Annotated in this window: 8 protein-coding genes; 2 read left to right on the forward strand and 6 right to left on the reverse strand. The window is 41.7% G+C overall.

What is annotated here, in order from left to right; genetic code table 11:
* The first annotated feature begins 691 nt into the window (after positions 1–691).
* Positions 692–1,390, forward strand: a complete 699-nt coding sequence (gene cpxR / locus A359_RS00925) for an envelope stress response regulator transcription factor CpxR (RefSeq protein WP_014887918.1) — start codon at positions 692–694, stop codon at positions 1,388–1,390.
* Positions 1,391–3,219: 1,829 nt separating this feature from the next.
* Here cpxR and cysE read toward each other — a convergent pair.
* The 6 genes from cysE to A359_RS04350 form a co-directional block, all read right to left on the reverse strand.
* Complete coding sequence (gene cysE, locus A359_RS00930) at positions 3,220–4,035, reverse strand: serine O-acetyltransferase (protein ID WP_014887920.1); 816 nt, start codon at positions 4,033–4,035, stop codon at positions 3,220–3,222.
* A 36-nt stretch (positions 4,036–4,071) separates the two neighbouring features.
* Positions 4,072–5,091, reverse strand: a complete 1,020-nt coding sequence (gene gpsA / locus A359_RS00935) for an NAD(P)H-dependent glycerol-3-phosphate dehydrogenase (RefSeq protein ID WP_014887921.1) — start codon at positions 5,089–5,091, stop codon at positions 4,072–4,074.
* Positions 5,091–5,561, reverse strand: coding sequence for a protein-export chaperone SecB (secB, locus tag A359_RS00940; protein ID WP_014887922.1), 471 nt, complete (start codon positions 5,559–5,561; stop codon positions 5,091–5,093). Before secB ends, gpsA begins: the two co-directional genes overlap by 1 nt.
* 1,765 nt (positions 5,562–7,326) lie before the next feature.
* Entirely contained in the window at positions 7,327–7,758 is a 432-nt protein-coding gene (locus tag A359_RS00945; RefSeq protein ID WP_014887925.1) for a rhodanese-like domain-containing protein, read from the reverse strand.
* A gap of 2,893 nt (positions 7,759–10,651) precedes the next feature.
* Positions 10,652–12,049, reverse strand: coding sequence for a sugar porter family MFS transporter (locus A359_RS00950; protein WP_014887927.1), 1,398 nt, complete (start codon positions 12,047–12,049; stop codon positions 10,652–10,654).
* A gap of 523 nt (positions 12,050–12,572) precedes the next feature.
* Complete coding sequence (locus A359_RS04350; protein WP_014887928.1) at positions 12,573–12,746, reverse strand: hypothetical protein; 174 nt, start codon at positions 12,744–12,746, stop codon at positions 12,573–12,575.
* A gap of 7,642 nt (positions 12,747–20,388) precedes the next feature.
* Between A359_RS04350 and ribA the strand changes: the two genes are divergently transcribed.
* Entirely contained in the window at positions 20,389–20,988 is a 600-nt protein-coding gene (gene ribA / locus A359_RS00955; protein ID WP_014887929.1) for a GTP cyclohydrolase II, read from the forward strand.
* Positions 20,989–23,849 lie beyond the last annotated feature (2,861 nt).

Consider the following 23,849-nt stretch of genomic DNA (forward strand, 5'->3'; position numbering starts at 1 on the left):
TGTTAAACAGACAGGCCGCATAGCGGATTGTGCTATAAAAAAGATAAGGGAAGACCGTCTGCACATCCACAAGACTCGAAAGCCAGATGAATAGAACGACCGAATATACTTTACCTCTAAGCAGCACTTTTTTGAAAAAACATATTTTTTCTGTCGCATGCAGTAAATTAATAGATGGCTAATGAATAGCATTATAACGTCAGACTTCCTGATAAAATAGAAATTTTAGATATAACTACATTCTCTGTTAACATGTATATTAAAAGGGCATCAATCTCTATATATTCAAAACAGCCTACTCACTCTTGACGCTGATTAGGCGTTTAAATCCTATCTGCCATCTGCAGATTTCAATCCTTGATCCGATAAAGATGTTATTACTCTGCAATCTATTGCTGTTTCAAAGGAAGCAAGTTATACATTTGGTTGCGCCCTGAACTATATCAGCCTGATGAGAAATTTACTCATAAGTCATTTTTTTAGCAGCTATATGATTAACAAATTACAAAGAATCTGAGATGAACAAGAAGATATGTTGATATATTTTACCATCGGCATATATCTTGTTATCTAATATCATGGTAAGTCGTGTACGCACGCTGCTGAAGATATCCATAAGACGGCATATCTCTACGTCATGTCATAGATTTAAAGCGATTAATGATCGCTTTTGCATCAGAAGGTGAATACAATGCATACAATTCTTGTAGTTGACGATGACCGCGAACTAACGGTATTTTTGCAGAAAATGTTAGAAATCAAAGGTTTTAACGTTTATATATCCCGTAACAGAGAAATAGCTTTAAGCCAGTTTAACAATTCCGTTGACTTACTGCTTCTTGATATAATGCCACCACAGAAGAATGGCATGGACGCCCTACAAGAGCTACGCCAAAAGCACCAGACTCCGGTGATTATGCTGACTACCTACGGCAACCAACTGAATCACATTCTGGGCGTGGAGCTAGGAGCCGATGATTATTTGCTAAAACCGCTCAACGAACGCGAACTAATCGCGAAAATTCGGGCAATACGACACCGGCCGCACTTGACGGGACATCGGGAGGCTAGCGCGACCCGCACACCGCACCTTTCGGTGGATAGTCTTCGCCTGAGCCCAGGCCGGCAGGAAGCCTGCTTCGACTGTACGTCGCTAGAATTGACTGGCACCGAATTTACTTTGCTATATTTACTAGCACGGCAGGTGGGTCAGGTAGTATCACGTGAGTATTTAAGCCAGGAGGCGCTAGGAAGGCGTTTAACACCATTTGACCGCGCTATTGATATGCACGTTTCTAATTTACGACGTAAGCTACCGGCAAGAAAAGACGGGCATGACTGGTTTAAAACAGTGCGTGGACGAGGCTATTTAATGGTATCTGATATATAATCAATAGATTGACCTCAATTATCTTTGGTATATCATGATTTTCCCCTCGCCTTCGCGCTCATCCTTGTCCTTATAGTAACAAGCCTTGACCTGCTTCAAATAACGTCATTACTAGATATCGAGCAGCAGGCAATGCTACTGCCACAGCATCTTGAGATAGGGATGATGACCAAATCTATCTAACGAGTGGATGTGCTATAATAGGTTCTTTCCTACTACCATCGATACATGGTAGTACGTCCCTGCCAGCGTTTCTTTCCGCTCACTAACGAAGAGCAGCTATCGGGCATCCGGCGCAATAAGACGCCAATCACCCCCATTTCATCTGTCAATCAGGACAGTCAGAACATTCTAAGAAAAAAATAATTATCTATTATATCAAAGTCGACCTTCCAGTAGCGCTGCATCCTGCTGTATGACTCTGTTCTTCGATCTCGCCTTACTATTATGACTAACCGTGGCCATGCTTATCAGTAGCGCTCCTCTATTCTAGTTGGCTTTAACCCTAACAAACTAGCGCGTAAATTGAAGAATGCGGCTGATGAGGCAGCGTGGAAGTCTACGGCAGCACCCCTGGAATTAATCTGGGGGCAAGACATGGTTAGCGATTTGCTTCAGTTTCAATCAGACGGTCTGTATACTAGGGTCTATGGATACAGTGCAGCAACGAGTAACATGGAAGGTTTCTCATGCGCTCTCCGTACGCCTTAACCCGACTACAGCTGGCTACGGCACTCATGCGACAGCGGCATATCGGAGTATATAAGTGCGTACGTCTTGAGGCCAAGGTGCATTGGCTCGATTCAATGATTCATTCTCTCCTGGTTCTGTCTTAAAATTAGTATAAAAAGGAACTCTCGCTAGAATTTTTAAAGGGTAATGATTTATGGTCGAATGTGTTTCGTGATCCGCAGCTTGAAGCAGAGTAAATGGAAAAGCTTAAATATCACATCCCGACCGGGTAATTAAACATGAATGGAGAATCCTGCTGCACTGAACAGTGCGTTAGAGCATTCCGTTCGCAAAGCCCTACGATATTCGTACCAGCGGATATCGCTCAGTTTTAGCACCAACTCAGCAAGGCATGACTATTATTCTAGAGGATGATAGCCCAGGCATCAGCGCCGCGGATAGCTTCAGGTAGTGAAAAGTCCGTTAGGAGGGCAGCGACTAATGCTCTACCATGCCTTGTTACATACAGAAGCACTGCATCCCTACCCCTGATGCTAAAACACGTGCCAAGCTTGTCACATGCAATAATAGAAAAAGCGAATTCTCTAAGTGGTATTCTTAAACACTGCTACAGAGCATGTCGTAATAAAGATTACGCTATACGCATCGAGACATGCTGTCAAATACTAGAAACACTATCTCTGTGTTTGTCAACCCCTTGCTATGTTAATCTGATTGAACCCTTGATACTTAAACCTTGATAAATCAGCGCCGATGCAGCAAAGGGGGTGTGTTATCATCTATTGGACGAGATTTTTCATAGCGAGATTACACTACCTTACTAACTCATAAACACCATCTTCGAGTTTTATGAAATAATGTAAACTGATTTTTATGAATTTATTTTATTTTCCAGAAAGCTCAAGAGGGGTCAGCCTACAGAGCTTAATACTCTTTTTAATTTTGGCTGGAAGGAGTCATTGGAACCGTTTATTAACGCCTATGACATTAAACATCTGCTTTGTAATGCAGTCTAATGGACATAAAATCTACTTGTCTCAGGCGATTGTAGTTATGGTGTAAAAGTCAAGATGCCAGTTGCACTAAACTGCTAGGTTTGACTATACTTTGACACCAGCCTGCGGCAATTAATTTAGTCAGATGCCGGCGCCACATTCAAAACCCGGAGTAATAAAAGACTGGTCTAGCTCCTCCGATGACCGGGCGTTGCGCGGCCTATCCACTACCCGTGCCGGCACACCCGCCGCCGTGCTATAGGCAGGCACTGAGCGCAAGACGACCGAGCCAGCGCCGATTTTAGCCCTCCGCCCTACCTCAATATTACCGATAATAGTGGCTCCAGCGCCGATCATCACCCCTTCGCGGATCTTAGGATGCCGATCGCCGCTGATCTTTCCTGTAGCGCCGAGTGTCACAGATTGCAGAATAGAAACATCATCCTCCACTACTGCAGTTTCGCCAATAACGATGCCGGTGGCATGGTCTAGCATGATGCCGCAACCAATCCGCGCCGCAGGATGTATATCGACACCAAAAGAAACGGAAATCTGATTCTGAAAATAAATAGCGAGCTCTTGCCGGTTTTGATACCATAGCCAATGGCTAATCCGATAAGCCTGCAAGGCGTGGACTCCCTTAAGGTACAGCAGCGGGGTAGAATATTTGTCCACCACGGGGTCATGAAAGCGGACTGCGTGAATATCACGCGCTGCGGAGAAAATCATGCCAGGATCGCTTCTATAGGCCTCTTCTACTACTTCACGGATAGCGATGGCAGGCATGATAGTATCACTAAGTTTATGAGCCAGAATATAGCTTAGTGCATTACCCAAATTTTCGTGTTTTAGCAGGGTTGCGTGGAAAAAACTGGCTAGCATGGGTTCATAATTGGCCAGCAATCGCGCTTCAGCTTTAATGCTATTCCATACAAGTTCTAATTCTTCTGTCGACATATCGCCCGCCTTTTCTTTAGCTCTGAGTGACTGGACTTAGCCTCCGGCCTTTTCATCGTTCTGTGCACGACCAAGCAGTGACAGCGCGGCCCGATGCGCATTTTTGTTTTGATACAGCACCTGATAAATCTGCTCGGTAATGGGCATCTCGACCTCATAACGACCGGAAAGCACGACTACTTCCTTAGTATTTCGGTAGCCCTCTACTACTTGTTTCATCTTTTTTTGTGCGTCCTTGACATTGGTTCCCTGCCCAAGCAACATGCCAAAACGTCGATTACGAGACTGACTGTCTGTGCAAGTAAGGACCAAATCCCCCAATCCGGCCATACCCATAAAGGTGCTGGACTCAGCCCCCATCGCCACACCGAGGCGTGACATTTCTGCTAGACCGCGGGTGATCAATGCCGTACGCGCGTTGGCTCCAAAACCAATGCCGTCGGAAATACCGGCACCGATAGCAATAACATTCTTCACAGCACCACCGAGCTGAACGCCGATGAGATCTGGATTATTATACACCCGAAAACGTTTACCGCAGTGTAACAGCCGCTGTAAATCAGCGCTGAACGCGGCGTCAGTGGCGGCCAAGGCGATAGCAGTGGGTAAACCTGCCGCTAATTCACGCGCAAATGTTGGTCCTGACACAACAGCTAGAGGCGTCTCGTCACCCAACACCTCCCGAGCCACTTCATGCAAAAGCCGTCCGGTTTCAACCTCCAGTCCTTTGGTGGCCCAGGCAATACGAGCATCTTTTCGTAAATGTGGTTTTAGTTGTCTAAGCACGCTACCGAAAACGTGACTCGGGACAACAATCATCACATTACGGCTGGCGGACATAGCGGTCAAAAGTGATGCTTCCAGACGTAGTGTCGGAGGGAAAGGCACGTCGGGCAAAAACGCCTGATTGAAGCGCGCCACCTTCAAGGTATGGATATGGGCAGGCTCATGCCCCCAGAGAACAACCTCATGACCGTTGCGAGCTAAAGTGATAGCCAGGGCCGTACCGTAAGAGCCGGCACCGATAACAATCATTGAAGCATCGCTGCACATCATCAGGCGTCCTGAGCTAGCTGGCTACCTTCGCTATCTTGCTTCTGCCGCATATGGCTCATGAAGAGCGCATCAAAGTTGACTGGCATCAAATTCAGTTGCGGAAAGGTACCTCGCGACACCTGGTTAGTGATACATTCGCTGGCGTAGGGAAATAAAAGATGTGGACAGTATGCTCCAAGGCAGTGCGCCATCTGCCGGCTGTCAATTCCGGAGATGGTAAATATACCTGCCTGCTGCACTTCGCATAAAAACGCGTTATCGTCTCCCAGAGTTGCCGTCACGGTCATCCGAAGCACGACTTCATAAGTCTCGTCTGTCAACCTACTAGACGAAATATCTAGATCCATGTTGATTTTAGGCTGCCACTCCTGCTGAAAAATTTTTGGCGTATTCAGTGTTTCAAACGAAACATCTTTGATGTAAATACGCTGAATCTGAAAAGCCATCTCGGTATTATTTTGTTCCGACATTGAAAAACCCTGTGGTGGAAGTACCGAGTAAGAGTGCCAGCCCCGTTCGGTTTTATTTACTTAAACATTAGTTCCAGACTTGTCGCTCGTATCGCGTTCAGCGCACAATATAGATGATCTCAGCATGCGGAAAGGCGTGCTATTAATGAAAATCTTCACCCCTAGTGCTACTATTTCACGCAAACTTTTCTCCCCAACGATGCAAGCCGCCATCGATCCTCGCGCCCTGACAAAGCACGTGTTAACGGGCGCAGAGCACTGAAACGCGATAACAATAAAGGCGGGCTAGCTGCTGTAGTATAAGTGTCAATATTCGTCATAGTCTTACCTTCTTAAATACTAGGTTGTATCATACAAAGTCATGCCGTCTTGCGCTAAAGGTTTAGTAGAACATCCCTACCATCTCAGATGTAGCATGTATCATGAGAAGTGATTTTGTTATTTTATTAGATTGACTGCATAAACAGATTTTGTGATGTCAATTCAGCATACCGTTTAATCTCTGCAACGTAACATCATGCATTTAGCTCTGATAAGACACAGCAGACCCGAGATACTAAGGATGTGATACTAAAACTTTAGCGTTATTGAATACATATAGAGTTGATTGACAAGTTAGGAGTGAGCAAGACTATTATTAAGCAATGCAGACGGTATATGGTTTTCCTAACCGGCTTAAGCTAATTTAGTACTGTAACCATTGTCTCGCCCTACCTGCGCAGTATAGCCACGCAGGATTAGCGTACCATTGAGAAGTGTTTACAATAAAAACATAACTCTTAGATCTAGTAAGTCGACGGTGATGCCCCGTTTTTGTCCCGGGTATCATTGCTGCCTCTCATGAATTTATTTTCAACGACATCATTAAGCGCATGGCATGAAGCCGGACAATCTTGTGCCCCAACGTGAGATAAGCGGCTTGATTGTCTTCCTCAGTAGCGCTGCTTAAGATTAACGTGTCGGGGGTAATCTCCGTTAGTAGATACATCTACTACTCTACTCCTGGGTTGCTTTATTAAATCCGGCAGAGCCGAGACATCTGTGGTGCTAATGTGTGAAAAATTGATATAGAAAATTTGCTTTATCACGTTCGCTGCTGTTAGGCAGCAACTTAAACCATACCCTATTGTTTCCGACACCATGCTATCGGACTTTCTATTCTTTTTCACCAAGCACGTTCCGGGTAACCGCCCCACCATGCAGTACATGGTGTCACTAGGTGTGAATTTTTTAGGCCAATATTCACTATCTTTTCGCATTCAATGAGCAAGGAATAGCCTAGGGGCTCTTAGCAGTAGCTCTAATAAATTTATATATTGTATCAATGACCCCCTCTTAATTCCTAAGAGCATGGCCAAACACTTATTGCATCATGACCACCAAGTGATGCACCTCATCGTAGTAAAAATGAAGCAATGATTCCATCAAAAAGCAGTATTATCTTTACACGCAGCAATAAGTAACTATGCTGCTTATGCCATTAGAGAGCCCGTACTGCGTCAGGGTCTTGTTATCAGGAATCTAGTTGCTAATATTAAAATTTGTCTTATGCATAAAAAACATGCATTGAAAGCAACATAATAATCTACATCGATTATTACCTAATGTTTCGATGCTTTTAATAAGGCTCTAACATTTCTCGTAGCACGAGATGATGCGATATCATTCAAAAGTGCTAATTTTATATTAAAGAATTAATTACTTCGCCAACCTAAAAGCATCAAGGCGATAGATTCGATGCGCTGACTCTTGAAGAGAAAAAGAGTTATCTGCCCCGGATCAGGGGTAAGTGTTCCCTATTCCAGCCGGATATACCTCCTTTTAGCACATACACCCGTTCAAAGCCGGCTTTAATAAGATTCTTCGCTGGATCACGCACGGTGAAACCGCTGGAAGAAACGACAATAACGGGTCTTCCTTTTGCTTTTTCTAACGCTCCTAGATTGCCGAACTTGATATCATCTGCACTGATATTTAGACTATTAGTAATATGCCCCTTACAATAATCATCTCGATTTCTCACATCAATCATCACCGCATCTTCTGCGTTGATTAAACGGACAGCGGAAGCACAGGTGATATCGTCTACCTTAGAGAACCAATGTTGGATAGTCGTAAAAATTACGGCACCAAAAAGTATAACCCAAATTAAACTGAGGATGGAATGGTTTCCAACGAATTGCATAATGTCTTGCATACAGTACCGAAACTCCGATTAAAGCATCCCATATGTTATAACCCCTTATTATACCTATCCTGCTGGGTAAATTCAGTGAATATACTGAAGCATCGATCAGTCACTAATAACAATAGGTATCTTTTTGCAAACTTCTTCGACGTAGCGGATGCTAAAGCGAAAACAGTTAAAAACTGCCAGGAGGCTTTTTCAACATGCAATCATTCCTACCATGAGGGAACCCCCAGTTAAGATATTCACATTCCATGCTCACCTTCGCTTTTTTTCTTACCAGTGATTGATCATACTAGGGATAATAAACAGCATTTTAAAGAGGTGCAAGCGGCTACGTGTTCTAAAGTAAAACGCGTTTAAGACCATAAAAACAGCATTCCTCTTTGCGTGACTCACTCAAGCATCAAGAGCAATTTGTCACCTATTCGTCGCGCGCTCTACTAAATATATGTCGCGATAAACACGGTAAAACGCCATATCAATTGTTTAACAAATGCCATCCGTCAGTTGTAGGGCCGTCATGACATGGAATAGAAGTTGCTGTCGCAGCAGTTGATCAAAACTGTTCGCCAGAAGCGACATGTCGGCCCTGCACTTTCTCTTCAAGAAAGAGGCCAGTATGCGCTGTAAACACACCCTAATTTATTATCAATATCTTAACGAAGCTCGTTCGCACACTATGCGTTATCTAATACAACCCGATCGATTTATCAGAAAAAAACTCACAGTAGCATAAAAAACAACAGCACGAGTAGGTCCTGAAGCAATAACAGCACAGGAAAATATTAAAAAACGCCTGGGTAGCACATCAAAACAACGCTGCTTTTCCTGCATTCGTCTATTGCCGAAGATAAGAAGCGCTTGGCGAAGGCACGCGGATACGAGGCATGCCTGCGTGATACTATCTGCCGTAAATAGGGTGAAGCCAAGATTTATACCGAGCTATTACCTATAAACCCGAGCGCGTATGAAAAAACGCTAGTCACTTATCCGCTGTTGGTCCAGAGAACCCAGACAGCAGGATGAGATTTTGACCAGACCGAGGCCGTGCCCTACGCGCCTTCAGGGGTCTCAGAAGAAAACAAGGCGCAATGCAGCCTCTCAGCGGGCCAGGGGGCACTATCTGATATAGCCTACGGGTTTGTAGGGGCGGTAATTGAGACTCGTGGTTAACCACGTCTGTGACTATATCAGCCTGTATGTTTATAAATACAACACTTTAGTCAACATTAACGACTTAGGACCAAGCAGAAAAAACTATCGTCTAGTAGGTAACGGTGGTAAATCAGGATACAACGTTGCTTTATGTTGCAAGCTGCCAAGCAAGAAAATCTATCCATCCCATTGCGCTAGTTAGAGCAAGAGCTTGTCGAAGATTGATATAAGTAATCAACAAAAATTATTTAATCAATCAAAATGCATGAGAGCTACGGATCCGAGACGCCGTAGGCATGAGGCGATACGGACGCTCTTTAAGGTTTCTAAAAGTTTAATCTTATGAAGCGCTGTCACCAGTTTCCTTCCCTAGGCTACTGACGTCAGGCATCTTGCGCACGCAAGATGCCTGCCTTACGAAAACTTAGAGAACCATTCGGCTATATTATATAAAAAATGATAATCGTTTCAGTAAGCGATCCCGCTTGATCACGTATCCGGTGATGTCATTTTGAGCCTTGAAGGAAGTTTACTAAATATATTAAAACTGAAGAATATGATTATATTAACTTATGAAACGCGTTTGACTTAATCTTCCATATAGATAAGAAAAATTGTACAACCCAAAGCTAGCTTGCTTATAAAAAGCACCTCAGGAACTATCGTTCTCTGATTAGTATGAATAAATTATTTTGCTATTTGATTCATGGATAGAGAACGCCTCTCTTAAACAGCGCTAATGACTGCTGATATAAGAAGATCAGAAGATCACCGAGGTTCTGAATATAACACATGGTTTTCATGTCGTTGAGGGCTTTACAGTGAGAGATTGCTTTGACTAGGAGGATCTTAAAATTATAGAAACGTCAGTAAAACTGATAGATCCTACTTGGTTCAGTAGGGGAGAGAAGATGGTTGATTTTAGCATCAACACGCCAAAACGCAGAGTAATGATCTCGGAAGTTCTTGATAGCATTTGACGTACGATCTTTTTAAATCAGTATCAAAGATACTACAGTATCTTTTCGAGAAAATCTAGCCTCAGGATTAAACATCATCTAGCGGCGGACAGCGGGATAGATTAAGTTATTTTTTATAGTGTTATACTAGACCTAGAACCACGAATATGAATGATCTACAGGATATTATAAAGCCCCTCCACTAGAGACAGCAGTGATCGGCAGTTACTAAAAGAGCTTCAAATAAAGATTCGCTTAATAATACGCTATTTTCAAAGAACATTAAACTGCCTATACCGCCGACGGTGGCAGAGTGCTTAAGATTGCATTATGCCTCATACTGTCAGTTTCACCCAATAGCTCAAAATTTACCCCCTGAACAAAACTCATGATATATAAAACATGCAATCACTTCTCCAGAAGCGATCACTGACTAAAACCGGTTATCTTCACTCTTAAAAACTCATCTCAGTGCTGGTATTTCAGGCTAGATAAGCGTTATGCAACGTTAGCTTAGATCAGCCTATACAATAGTTAAAGTTCTTAATCCGCTAACGTTCTTAAAGAAATGACGTATACACGTACCTTACGGCATAATTGCTCGAAAAGGCATTAAAAATTCTTAACGTATGCAACAATCGCTCTCTGGGAATAAAAGCATGTCACGTATAAGTCATTAAGGCGTAGTTAATAAAACAGTATGCGTAGTTGCAGGCCCTCCAAGCGAATAAAAAAGCTGACGTCGCGGGACGCAACCTCAGCGCATGCTAAAAACCGGCGGATGGCTAGTCCCGTTTTCCAAGTTCACGTAGCGGCTTTCCGGTCATTAAATTACGCTCGATATGCTCAAGAGAAACATTTTTAGTTTCCGGAATCAACATAATTGTCAATACGATAAAGATGATATTCATCGCACCATACATCAAAAAGGTGTTAGCGCTTCCTAGCTTCTCTAACATAGTTAGGAAGCTCGCGCCGACTATAATATTGGCGATCCAATTAGTAGAAGTGGAGACGGTCATACCGAAGTCTCGACCTTTCAGAGGCTGAATTTCAGCACATAGCACCCAAATAAGCGGGCCAGCACTCATCGCGAATCCGACAATAAATAGCATCAGCATGACAATGACAAAATATCTTTGAAATTCTGTCAGCGCACCTAGATGTAGAAAAGTGCCCAGTGCAAACATTCCTAATGCCATAACAAGGAAGCCGAGTATTAGGGTCGGTTTACGCCCCCATCGATCCACTAAACCAATAGCGATAAACGTTGCTAAAACGTTCACTAATCCAACAATCACCGTTCCCCACATCTGATTACTAGTACTGGTAAAGCCGGCAATCCCAAAAATTTTGGGCGCATAGTACATTATGACATTCATTCCGGTGAACTGCTGCATAACCTGAAGCAGGCCCCCAAGAAAAACTACTCGGCGGAAATTACTGTTTTCTTTGAACAGTGACCAACCACTTTGTTTAGTTTTTAGACTTTTGCAAATTTCTTCTAGTTCTTTGGATGCTAGCACGCTAGAACTACGCAGCATATTTAAAACTTTTTGCGCTTCCTGGTAGCGGCCCCTCGCCGCTAGCCAGCGTGGACTGCCTGGCAGAAACAGTACGCCGATAAATAACACAACCGCGGGAATCGTAATGATACCCAACATCCAGCGCCAGGAGCCACTATAGCTAAAAGCAGTGTCAGAGAGATAAGCCGTTAGGATTCCAAGAGCGATCATCAACTGATACATGGAAATCATGGAGCCGCGGATCTTTTCGGGTGCGATTTCTGACAAATAAATGGGGGCGGTATAAGACGACATCCCTACTGCTAACCCCAGTAGAATACGAGCAACAATCAATGATGCTACGTTCGGCGAGCACGCCGAAAAAAGTGAGCCTGCAATAAACAGCACAGCAGCGGTTAGTAAACTAAATTTCCGTCCTAACCTAGCAGACATCCAGCCAGCGGCGAGCGCACCTGCCGCCGCGCCAAGCATCATGGAACTAACGACCCATTCCTGTTGTTGGTTGTTGATATGCAAATCCTGGGATAAAAAAGGCAACGCGCCAGCAATAACACCAATATCTAGTCCAAATAGCAGCCCGGCTAATGCTACTATAAAACAAACGAAAAAAGTAAAACGAACATGGCATCTACCAGAGCCATGTATAGCAGTAGTCATAATCCCCCCATGTACTACATAAATCAAAAATTACAAATCTTGTGTAAATATATACTGAAAATTATGATACAGTTCATGACTATATAATTAGTTAACTCCCAATGTTTCTTTTTTTGAAAACATACGTCACAGTAAGTAGGGTTATCCCGTTAACATCCGCCTATGCGGGCTCTGTTGTCATCAGAGAGCAGCTGGATACCGTGCTAATTTTAGGGCTCAAGGCATATATGTAATAGCGGTGAGTGGCAATGTATCTATATTCTTCAACATATAATACTGACTGAGGATTTGGATACAAAAACATTGACGTGACTTTCATTGCCTGAATCTTTGACACTGAGTCATATTTTGATTAATTATTACCTAAAGCTAAATCTAGCGTGCTTACTTTAATATTTCTCGGCCTTCATCGTTTTATTCTATACCCTACATAGGGTCATCTTTGATATTTAAAAAAACTAACACTTTTTCCTCCAGTCTTTTAGCTCTATTTGTATCGCATGCCACTTGTTAATCTTAAATATCAACTTTCAGCGTATCCTGGCGAAGAAATCTTCTCATAGGAGAATTGTGCATGACATTCCGCTTTTTTTAACACCACAGCAGAGAACTTTAATAGATTTAGGAATCGGCTTTGGTAATGAATATTAAGATAGAGCATGGTATCATTTGCATGATCAATAGTAATGCTCATCATTTTACCTTCCTTAACCTACTTGTGAACGTGGAGTGCTTTCTGTTGTTCTCGGCATCAGGTAATTAAGTTATGATGATTGTACTGAATTGTAATCAGACTGTCGTACCCCGCTGAGTCGTTGCCGGTATAAACTATTTACCGGTGAACGGGCACCAAGATCGGCTGGACTCGTGAAAAAGAGTAGGAAAAATTCTTCTTGCCTCGATCCTATAGTTGCTTTATGAGATTCCAGACCATCATCGTGCATTAAAAAATTCATTTATTTCATTATTCATAATAATAAATACATTTTTTAAATATACTCATCCCGCCTGCAATATCTAATCTTTTTTTGAAATCATAAGGTTAAGTAATGTCGTATCTCTTCACCCAATAAGAGTTTTGGCGTTTACATTGTTTTAGGTTTAGAGGGAAGTGCTATGCAACATGCAACGTTATCTACTGGACGAAATAAAAATTTTCTAAATGCTTTTATAAATTATCTTGAAAAGAGTTTTTTGAGATTAGAGTCTATTATTCCCTGTACATACCCCTTCTCATCACCACCAGGAATGCGATTCTGATGCAGCTTTAGTGCACTCTCGGAGCTCTTAACAGCATGATTACGCTAGTTGAGGGCGTAGTGACCGGTACTAACGCGACTTTTGAGTGTTCTAAATGGGGTTTTGGTACATCACACTAGCTGTATGCTCACAGCAGAAAATACCCAATGGCATGCTCTGCAGCCTGACTATAGCGAATTTTTTTCAATTTCAGCAAGCCTGGTCTCTGAAAAATACAGAGACCAGGCATTATGTCTTATATGCTCTTGTAATGCTTCGGTATTAGTAAAAGATGTATCTCATTACATTTATGAGATCATGATTACACTGCCATAACGTCAAGAAAAAACGCGTTCATCCGCTATTAAATACATACCTAGAGCAAGGTTAATATCGGGGCGTGAAACTGGGTTACCTTGCGCCTAAGGAACATCGCGAACCCTCTCCTTTCCGTGTCCGAAGCTATCCCGTCTTGATATCATGTTCATATTAAAAACTACGGTTTTTTAGAGATTGATAGCGTTATCATTCTGTCTTGTTCTAGAAACACCATCAGGGCATCAGGAAGTACCAACCTCAGTTTCCTCCAAAGATAATGGTCTCATATGGCCTCTTTGAGGCCCAGTCTTCTCTTTCATCACCATGATGCTGCAATATGTTTATGCCAATCAGATAGTTTTAGTCTGCGTTTAGCCTAACACTGCAATGTTTTTCCTCGATCTGCTAAATAAACGTCTTACATTATATCGGATAGAAAAAGCCTCGGCACCGCGGAGCTGGCGTCGATTACCAGAGTATTCCAGAGACCCCCCCCCAGAAATGCTATAAGCATGGGCCTACACACCACGATATATAATTCAACAATAGTTTTTGTGATAAACCCGACGGGTAGAGTGATGTTCAGTCAGGCCTTATGCTCGCATCACTCGTTGATACAACGTATGCGCATCGTGGGCTATATAGTTTTTAATAAATGCTCACCGCAGGTACCCCTACTGACACAGGTGGCTAGTAGAATCTTAGTGTATCTGTCTATTATGAAACAAACTGTTTCGAATTGCTGGAATCAATTGCCTAGAATGAGAAAGGATGACGCTCACGTTAGTTTACAGCCCTCGTAACTCAACTGCCGATAACCAGAATAGTATGTATGCTACCCTTCCATCGTCTTTCCTGGGATTGAGACGAGTTTCAAGTCCCTTATAAGTTCTTATCTAACATAGCATTAAGATAAGTTCGTCACGCCTAAGAGTACCAAGAGACAATGTACGCCGGCATTAACAGAGGAGATGACACCGCGAAAGTTGAGCCCGAATTTACAGCAGTCAATCTCAAGTGAGGAAGAGGAAAGCCAGGCGCATGTAATCCGCCCGCGTTAAGAAGAGGTACGGCATCATGATGCTCTGGCATCATGTATAAATACCATTAACCATTAACCCCCTAAACAGCCACACTACCTCCGCAATGAGGTAAGCAATATCAGAGAAATATCAGGGATAGCTTTAGCACTTCGCTAGTGCCAGTAATATAGGTTTGCTAAATGATAGCAATTTTTACTGTTTTACTATACAGCATGAGCGCAACATCCGTGTCATCTGCAGCATGCCATTTCATACTCAGGCATGACTGCATTCGTGTACGTTGTAGAAAAATTTGTTAAATATATACAAGTCCTTGACGAGTTAACTGCTAACTAATCCTTATGCGGCATGTGGTGGTATTAGGCATTTCCTAACACCGTACTCCGGTTAAGCAATGTCACTTTACTCGCAGTGATGCATCCTCCAGATCAGATGCTGTTTTTCAACCGCGTAGTTACAGGAGGATAATATAGGAAAGCGAATATTTTTACTCAGTTGCAATCGAAAAATCAGGCTTATTTTTTTAAATAGAGCAAGATGACACTAATAAGAATCATCAGAAACCTCCAAGAACTCTACTCCCCCTGATTTTCCCGTGCGGTTGTCTGTACCAGATCCGGAAAGAATCCGTAGAGCAGCGGCACTACTGCGCAAGAAATGAATGAAGATCTTTTATCTTTTGTATTAGTTACTAATAGCATGACTGGTTACACCATGCCCTTTCTTTGTCGACTCGTTCGTTCATTCTTCTACACTAAAAATTTTCAGGATGGTGCCATGACTGTTTTACTCTAAGCGCCTATCATAAGTTCATAAGCACAGGGTCTTCTTTCTGCATATTTCGTGCGTACAGCATACTGTACCAATGTGACTGCTTCTATCATGCTTATCATATAAAATGTGTTGCAGCACTTGCTTAGCAGGTTGAGTTCACTGTATTTTAAACCGATTTGTCTGGAATCTGAACTTTTCAAATACTTTCTTCGAGCAAAGAAGCGGAAAATATAGTAATCATTATTACTAAACCATGCATGCATGGGGCGGATTTCTAACCTGGTTTATAAAAATGGTTGTAAAGTCTTTCGCTAAGGCGGGTCCAAAGTTCCACAGTATCAGCCGATAAACATAGAGCGTGCCTAACACTTCATCTAGTAATGAGAACAGCCTAACCCATCAAATAATCTGCAATGATTCGTCTCTGAAAAAGAAATAATTAAAATGAAATCTTTATTCATCGATAATTTAATTTCAATCAAGCCCTTAAATATAATGATGTTATGCCAGCGCGCATACGCCCATAGATGAATCCGTTATTTCTGCATGCGCAGTTTTATTAAAAAAATATTTTTGCTTTCATTTTAATGAACTGCGTAATTTTTTTCATTAACAATGATGAAGTCAAACCTCTTGATACAACAGTAACCTGATATGATGAGGACATTGTACTAAACCATCATAAATTACCAGCAGTATTCCTCATGATGCACAAAAACTAACTGTTGCTCATAGATGCGGGCTATGCTTTTCGCAAAAAAAACGAAGGACGATAGTGAATATCAGTATAAAAACTCAAAAATATGATATGAGTGGCGGAATGATTTCTATCATTAGCATTACTTTTTTATCAAAAAAACACATCTAGCAGCATAATGTCGAAAAAATAAAGGATATTGCGTAAGCGCCTACTGATATTCTCAAGTGTGCTGAGTCGTATAATCTCAACCGACAGATCGGGTAGCATCGCTTCCTAATGCACAGGCTTTAGCGAATACGCGACAGCCATTACATTGCAAAATTTAGTAACCCTTGTCTGAAGACAATAACTATTATCGTTAATGTACTTAACTAATATTTAGGAAGTAAATAAAACCGCTGATCACTCCGCTTCGGAGTACGCAATATTCATGTTGCAGTTAAAAACACTTTCAGGTTATCCCCAAAGCCTATATGACGTTTGATGAGCCATCAGGCAACAACAGCGTAATAATTAACATGCGCTACCCGATGAAGCTGTTAAGAATATCGAATACATTCATCGTCGCGCTACAATACCCCTAGATAGGAGCTAACTATACACCCCATGATCTTCAAAAAATTTGCACCTATACACGAATAGAGGTTGGCCGCACGCCCATGTTGACTGGTAGTTGCTAGTGCCAATAAAGTCAGTAAAAAAAGATCGCTAGAATGCGAAGACTGCACGAAACTAGACCTAGAATAGGCAGCATCGACTTATTCAAACATAAATCATGCGGAATAGAGACGCATATATATCTTGTTTTTTAAACAGTGGTCTTCCTTCTAGCAACACTGCTCTGCGGCGTCAGCCGGCACGATTTATGGCGATAGTTGAAGTATCGCATCCCCTGTAAATTACATCTACCAGCAATACCCATAACATAACAGCACGCCGGCGTCGGAGATGCGAAAATTGAAGATGTCATGCTCATGCATTCCGCTGAGCTAACTCGGACTACATCAGAAATAGTACAGTTTATTACCATAGTCGCTTTTAAAAAGTCATGCGCTCTAGTCGTTTCATGTCTTATCGTTTCATTATAGACTGCGTGTCTTCTCTATCTAGAGTGTAATTTTGGCGCCATATTTTTTAGTATACCTCTGCATATACACAGATCTTCAACCTTACTGCCGCATTATAATTCGGGTAAAACATAACCTATTTTATCTTGAATGTATGATGGGTATTAGTTTTGAGTATAGATAGTTTAATCGTATTTCTAGAAAACTTTATAGTGGATACAAGCATATTTTTACGAGATCCCATATTCATGGAAAGGGCTACTGGCCTTAAAAAATTCACTTATCTTTCAGGGTAATTACAGTAGAGGAAAAATCAATCAATCACCTTAGAAAAAAATTCCGCACCAGGGACTAGTCACCCGACTATCTTGCATATTAGTTCAATCAAAAGTGCTTTTCTTTGTACATCTTGTCGTGCTTGTTCTAGAATTTTTTCTAGCAACCTTTTGCAAACAAACATAGACCTCGTGAAAGCAGTTTAGACTTAAAAGAAAGAGTTTACTATGAGCAAGAGCTGACCGCCAAGCATCTCCGTGATTATTATTCGCCGCATTATCCAGTTATCGATATTAACTTGGATGTTGACCTCAAGATTGAAAACATTACTGGTACAAAAGCTAGTATCGTCTTCTATCAGAGGTAAGCTGCACAACCTTCCTAAGCAACCGTAGAGTCTGCGTTTGCTTAGCGCTAAAATCAACACAACGTCAAAAGGCGTACTATCGCCTTTATGCCCCGACGAACTCGGTCATACAGTAGGGTATCTACGATCTTTCGTCCTAAACCTTGAGGCGCCGACTAATCCAACTAACCTCTTCTCTTTCGCACGGCACTAACTTGTTACCGACTCGCTCTGTAGTTAATGCAAGGTAGAAGGTTGCATCCATATGATCTTTTATTTTGACTATCTTTTTTCTTGCGTACCAGGATACTCTCGTGCCGTATACTGCATCAAACCGCCCCCATACATAACGCTATCTTGCCCAGCTTTCAACAGAAAGTAATACATTGCGGAGATAATGCCGATGACAGGCCTGGAATAATATGGGAAGGTGCTTCACCGACACTTTCTTACATCTTTATGCTGTTACCAGCGGGATTATGATGTCTAAAGCTATAGATTACCTCGATACGTATTAGATTGAGTACCCGGCGATCGGATTGCACACGCGAAACTCCTTCTGTCTGTACTATCTGGTACCGAGCAATCGCGCGCCCGATAAGTCTTACGATTAAGCAATATAATATCTCCCTGATACCCTGACTCACACGTTAGAAAAAAATAGCAAGATGCTTTAGCATAACCAAATGATGCAGTCTTTAAGTATTAGTCGGACCGAAAGTGTCTTTAATGCTATACATTCCTATCTGAATGATCGCGCTGTTAGCCTCAAGACTTCCACTGACGTTCGGGAGGCTTTTAGGTATATTTTCTACCAATAATTTCAGACCTGTGATATGACTCAGCACAGTAGAAAAACCTTGTTTGGTTAAAATTCCTACTGAGCTGAACAGCCTCAATCCTCAATTTCTACGAGGATCGTTGAGCTATTGATTTACTTCAATCACCCTGATGTTCTGCATCAGGGGCCCATGCACACAGCATTGAGGGAACTTAAAATACTGATGTATCTATTAGAATCGCTCTTAGAGGCAATAAGCAAGGAAATAACCGATGCATAATGCACGCTGGTTATTTATGATCCCGCATGATGCACTGTCTCCTCTGTTTAGATAGAGATTCAGGTAGTGTTAGCTCTCTTGACGAATCGTGGTTAAATGGAGATGCAGTAGCTAAGAAGCGGGCAAGGCCCGCTGCTCCGTAGAGCATATACATGAGTCTCGTTTTTAAGGTCACCAAAAAATACATACCTTGGTCTTATGGCTGATCAGGCATGAGAGCTCTTCTGAATAGAAAAGTACTTTCTGGCTTATATTGTTTACTGCAACTCCTGTCTTTTATGGAATTTCGCCTTGCTAAATTTAGCAAATAGGACCTTCTCAAGAGTTTTTGAAAAAAAATATTTTCTACTTTCAGATCCGTCAAGCGATTCATCTCTGAAAAGTACAGTCATGAATTTAAACTTCATGCGAAACGGCACGCTTGATATGATCAGTATCTACTACTATAATTTTATATGAACATAGCATGAACCTCTATAATTCAATAAATTCCTTAAGTCTGCACACATTATACCGAGAGAAAGTACATCATAAGCTCATACTAACTGACAATCTCCTATTTCTGTTTCAAACACTTCTATATGCTTATATGATTTTACATGTCTATGACACTACAGATAGGCGAAATGCTGTCAATGGTTAAGTCGGAAAAATAGATTACCTCTTGCTAGGTATTACAAACACTCTTCGCGTCATATAACAAGAACCTTGCTAACGACTTCCTGGTGATAGATCCTCATTTTTTCAATAATCCTAATAAATGCGAAAGTCGCAGTAAGCACTATATGGCTAGAGAAGTATCAAGTATATGTAAAGCCCCTTCAGCACGCTCATCTCATTGCAAAAAGGGCCAAATTCTTTTCTCTTGTTTCAGTATCTTCGCGAATCTCGCAACGCACGCCTTAATTAACCCTAAACTCAAAGACTAGATTCTCAAGAAGAAAATGCTTATCCAACCAAACCAACCATAGTCTCTTCTCCTGTGTCTACTCTTTTATGAAAAAATGCACACTCTAACTGATACGCGGTGTATGGGATACAATCACTAACATGTCTAGCTCTGAGTTTAAAAAGGATACGCAATCATCAGAAAATATCAAATCAAGCAACCTGATAATTTACCTCAGCCAATATTACCCCTGCAGGAGCTAATCACCCCTCTTCATACGCCATTGAAAAGTGAAAGGCTAGAGTAGAAACCGTCAGATTATTAGGAGAAGAAGATAAGAGTAGATATTTTTTTGCTTTTAACTATTGAACTTCTTTTTCCTCTTCTTCGACCAGCGGGATTGAAATTCAACAGATAATCTTAATACAACATGCAGCAAATAATGGATAACAGAGTACTGTTTGAGTACTGTGTCGCCAATTAACCGCAACAAATCCCGTCATGGGGTAAATGTATGGCAAAATAACGCCAGAAAATTTTGAACATCGTACATCCTTTTGCAGAAGCTGGTCAAACAACGCGGCAAGCAGTAGGATGCGCGTCATCATTGGGTTTTGGAGAGTAACATGCAGCTTAAACGTGTGACAGGAGCCAAACTGCCGACACCTTGGGGGGATTTTCTGATGGTGGGCTTCGAGGAAATCGCTACCGGGCATGATCATCTAGCGCTGGTCTATGGCAATATTATCGGTCCGGCGGCGGTATTATCACGAATTCATTCCGAATGCCTTACCGGTGATGCTCTTTTCAGCCTGCGCTGTGATTGCGGGTTTCAGCTAGAGGCGGCAATGAGCCATATCGCCGAGGAGGGATGCGGCATCTTACTCTACCACCGACAAGAAGGACGCAACATTGGATTATTAAATAAAATTCGCGCCTATGCTCTTCAGGATTTAGGCGCCGATACGGTAGAAGCCAACCATCAGCTAGGTTTTGCCGCCGATGAAAGGGATTTCACCCTTTGCGCTGACATGTTTAAATTACTGCACGTGCAGCAAGTACGTTTGTTGACTAATAACCCAAAAAAGGTGGAAATTCTAACTGAGGCGGGGATTAATATCAGCGAAAGAGTGCCGCTTATTGTTGGGAGAAACCCAAAAAATGCCCGCTATCTGGATACAAAGGCCACTAAAATGGGTCATTTACTCAACGCTCCTGCTGAGTAAGTAGGCGCTACCTACGCTTCTGGAGCAGGGCTCAATATAAGGTGCACACGGCAGAAAAAGTGACACATCTCCAGCAAGTTCGCGTTAGCGGGCAATCTGATTTTCCGGCTACTCTCGTATATGAATAGAGCATTGAAATGTCTTTTTTGCATGATGTTGTAGAGTTAATTTGATTTTGGTGCGTCACTATAATCTAAAAGAACAGTAGTCTTTTTGATGAAAACCTTGCTACATTGTAATCCATATAAGATTTTTATCTTATTCATCTGTTGGTGTTGAAGAAGCACGAGCCATTATCTACGCTGATATAGCACGATACAGCCCGTGTCCAGCATTCCTAACAGCTTCATCTGCTTCAGCCCTTGCACCATGATCATGGACTCACATAATATACCTTTACACCATAGTCAAGTACACTCAGATAAGCGCTCAGAGGTCTTTTAACCTGGGAATTTGCGCATTCTGCCCAAAGGTAGCGCTGATAATAATCTACGTGCTTCTCAAAGACGCCATTCTTTAGAGCTTAGAACGCTTTTTAAAATAATCAAGAATCGTGCTTTTTTTAATGAAGATTCCATAGAAAACACTTTTCATCTCCGTTATACCGCTCCCTGAAACAGGTCAAAGCGGATGTGTGTCTTTTGAAGCATTCAACGCAAATCAATAATGTTTCATAGTATATAATATTTTTATTCAACAAAATCCAGGCAAAGCTACCTATTGATTCCATAAGGTATGGAGTCATAACCATTCTAAATCGTTCAAAAAATAAGATGTGTTCAGGGTAAAAAGTCTCAGATTCTTTTTTTCAAAAAGACATTAACCTGGATACAGTCTTGGTGATCCTAGTGTGGCTTCATGTGACTTTCAAGACTGCTGTGACTCATGATGTCTAATTTTGAAAAAATGATTTTTTACGAGCAAAATATTTTCTTTGGGTATGTACATTCGACTGATGATACTTTATAGGCTATAGGCTGTTACTTATTATACACATCCATGAGGCCAAAATAGACATTCTAAAAAGACGATACCGTAAGTCATCTCACGGTATAATTACATTTAATTAAGAATTATTAATAAGTTTATTGCATCGACTGTAAGGCAAAATGTAGCATAAGAAAAAAATTACTCTTACGTATCTATCATTTAATTTTTTCAATTACGAAGCGCTGAGCACTCAGTTCAACGAAACTATCGATCTCTTCAGTATATAATAATTTAATGGAAGCGTATGATAAAAGCGAGCATGAGTAGACGGTACGCTTTCTAATAACGTTGCATAGCTGAATGATATGATTGTGTATCATGCAATTCAGCGCCCTCCTATAGTCAACGTTTTCAGGGCCATCTGGCGTCTAGATATGGAAGAATAACGAGAATAGAAAAATGTACCGGAAGACACTCGGCTTTCCTGTAGATAGAAGTAGATGACTAATTCATGATTAACTCAAAAATACCAGGAAATGCAACTAATGGCAATATATTCAGCCCCACATGTTGTCTACGCTCTCTACATGCATGTGAAAACATCATCTCTATAGAAAAATCTTTCCGGGCACTAACTACTCTTACTTAAAAGACGCTCAAGCATAGATCGTCTTTGACATAAGACACAGATACGTAATATGTCGCTATAACGACCAGAAACAATGCTTTATGGATAAATCTGCCAGACCACTTTGTGCTATATTAAGACAAGATAGAACTACGGTTCTGATGATGTAACTTTTTTCCTGCTTTGAAAAGAGCATTACAGAGAGCTGTGTTGACTCTGTGTTATACTTATAGAACTGTCGCTAACATGCTAAAATAATTTTTTTATCTCGGTGCATTCTGCCATCTTTGTACAGTCTCAGTTCATGGTGTCATTTTCAAGATAATACTGAGTGAACTGCTCTATCTAACCATTGAACAAGACCGGGCACCAGGTATTGGTACAGAAGGCATAAATGGTCCGTAGGAAGAGCGGGAATAATTAAAGCCAAGAGAAGAAGTAAACTGTCAGAGCCATCTAGCAGTGTATAGCGTGATGCATGCCATGCTAGCATCTCTATGCTGGCCTCTCGCATATAGCTAGCGCTAGCATATAGGTGCTGCCAGATGTGATGACGCATACTGACGTGGACAGACTAGTCAGAGACCGCTGAAAAGCCTTACTATACAGACTGCTGGTATGATGATCTCTTCTAGAAGATAATCACAACAACCTATCATCCCGGCGCACAAAGGTGTGCAATATTGCTCAGATCTATAATATGCCTGTGGTGAGGCGGTTGTACATCATTATTTGAGCAGCAACGATGAATACTAGAAAAAAGAAGGGCATCACTGGCCACCACTGCATACAACGAGCACGTTTCAGTTGAAAAAATTTCAGGCAATCCTCTACGTAACGTGACACACATCTTCTAAAAACCAACTCATCACAAACGAGATCATTTTTCAACAAAAGTATGAAGTAGGTATTATTTCCATCTCATCAATGATCTAAGACGCTTAAGACACCCCTCTGGGAGGTGGAGATGGTAACGGTCCCTGATGATCTATTAAGTCGATACGGGTATAACCTTTATCAATCAATCTGCATTTCAGCAGGCCGCCCAAGACCGCCGCCGTCGGAAATGCCTGTTTTATAAAAAATATGGTCCTGGAAGGAATCCTACGTGTTAAGCATAGACGGCGCTTATGGTAAGCAGGGCGAAAATCTTTGAAGATCTTACTGAGTCCAACGAAAAAAGCAGTAGATATGTTAACATCTCTCATGAGCTAGCGGGCTATGGTAAAAGTTATCCTGCTTATCGCACCAAATACTACCAGAAAGTCCTCTTCTTGGGTTAACATATAATACAGATATAGAG

It is taken from the genome of secondary endosymbiont of Ctenarytaina eucalypti, from assembly GCF_000287335.1.
GTDB lineage: Bacteria > Pseudomonadota > Gammaproteobacteria > Enterobacterales > Enterobacteriaceae.

Bases quoted from the DNA above. Each gene is read 5' to 3' on its own strand.
- A359_RS00950 (WP_014887927.1), bottom strand. From the start codon at position 12,049: ATGACTACTGCTATACATGGCTCTGGTAGATGCCATGTTCGTTTTACT.
- A359_RS04350 (WP_014887928.1), bottom strand. From the start codon at position 12,746: ATGATGAGCATTACTATTGATCATGCAAATGATACCATGCTCTATCTT.
- secB (WP_014887922.1), bottom strand. From the start codon at position 5,561: ATGTCGGAACAAAATAATACCGAGATGGCTTTTCAGATTCAGCGTATT.
- ribA (WP_014887929.1), top strand. From the start codon at position 20,389: ATGCAGCTTAAACGTGTGACAGGAGCCAAACTGCCGACACCTTGGGGG.
- cysE (WP_014887920.1), bottom strand. From the start codon at position 4,035: ATGTCGACAGAAGAATTAGAACTTGTATGGAATAGCATTAAAGCTGAA.
- cpxR (WP_014887918.1), top strand. From the start codon at position 692: ATGCATACAATTCTTGTAGTTGACGATGACCGCGAACTAACGGTATTT.
- gpsA (WP_014887921.1), bottom strand. From the start codon at position 5,091: ATGATGTGCAGCGATGCTTCAATGATTGTTATCGGTGCCGGCTCTTAC.
- A359_RS00945 (WP_014887925.1), bottom strand. From the start codon at position 7,758: ATGCAAGACATTATGCAATTCGTTGGAAACCATTCCATCCTCAGTTTA.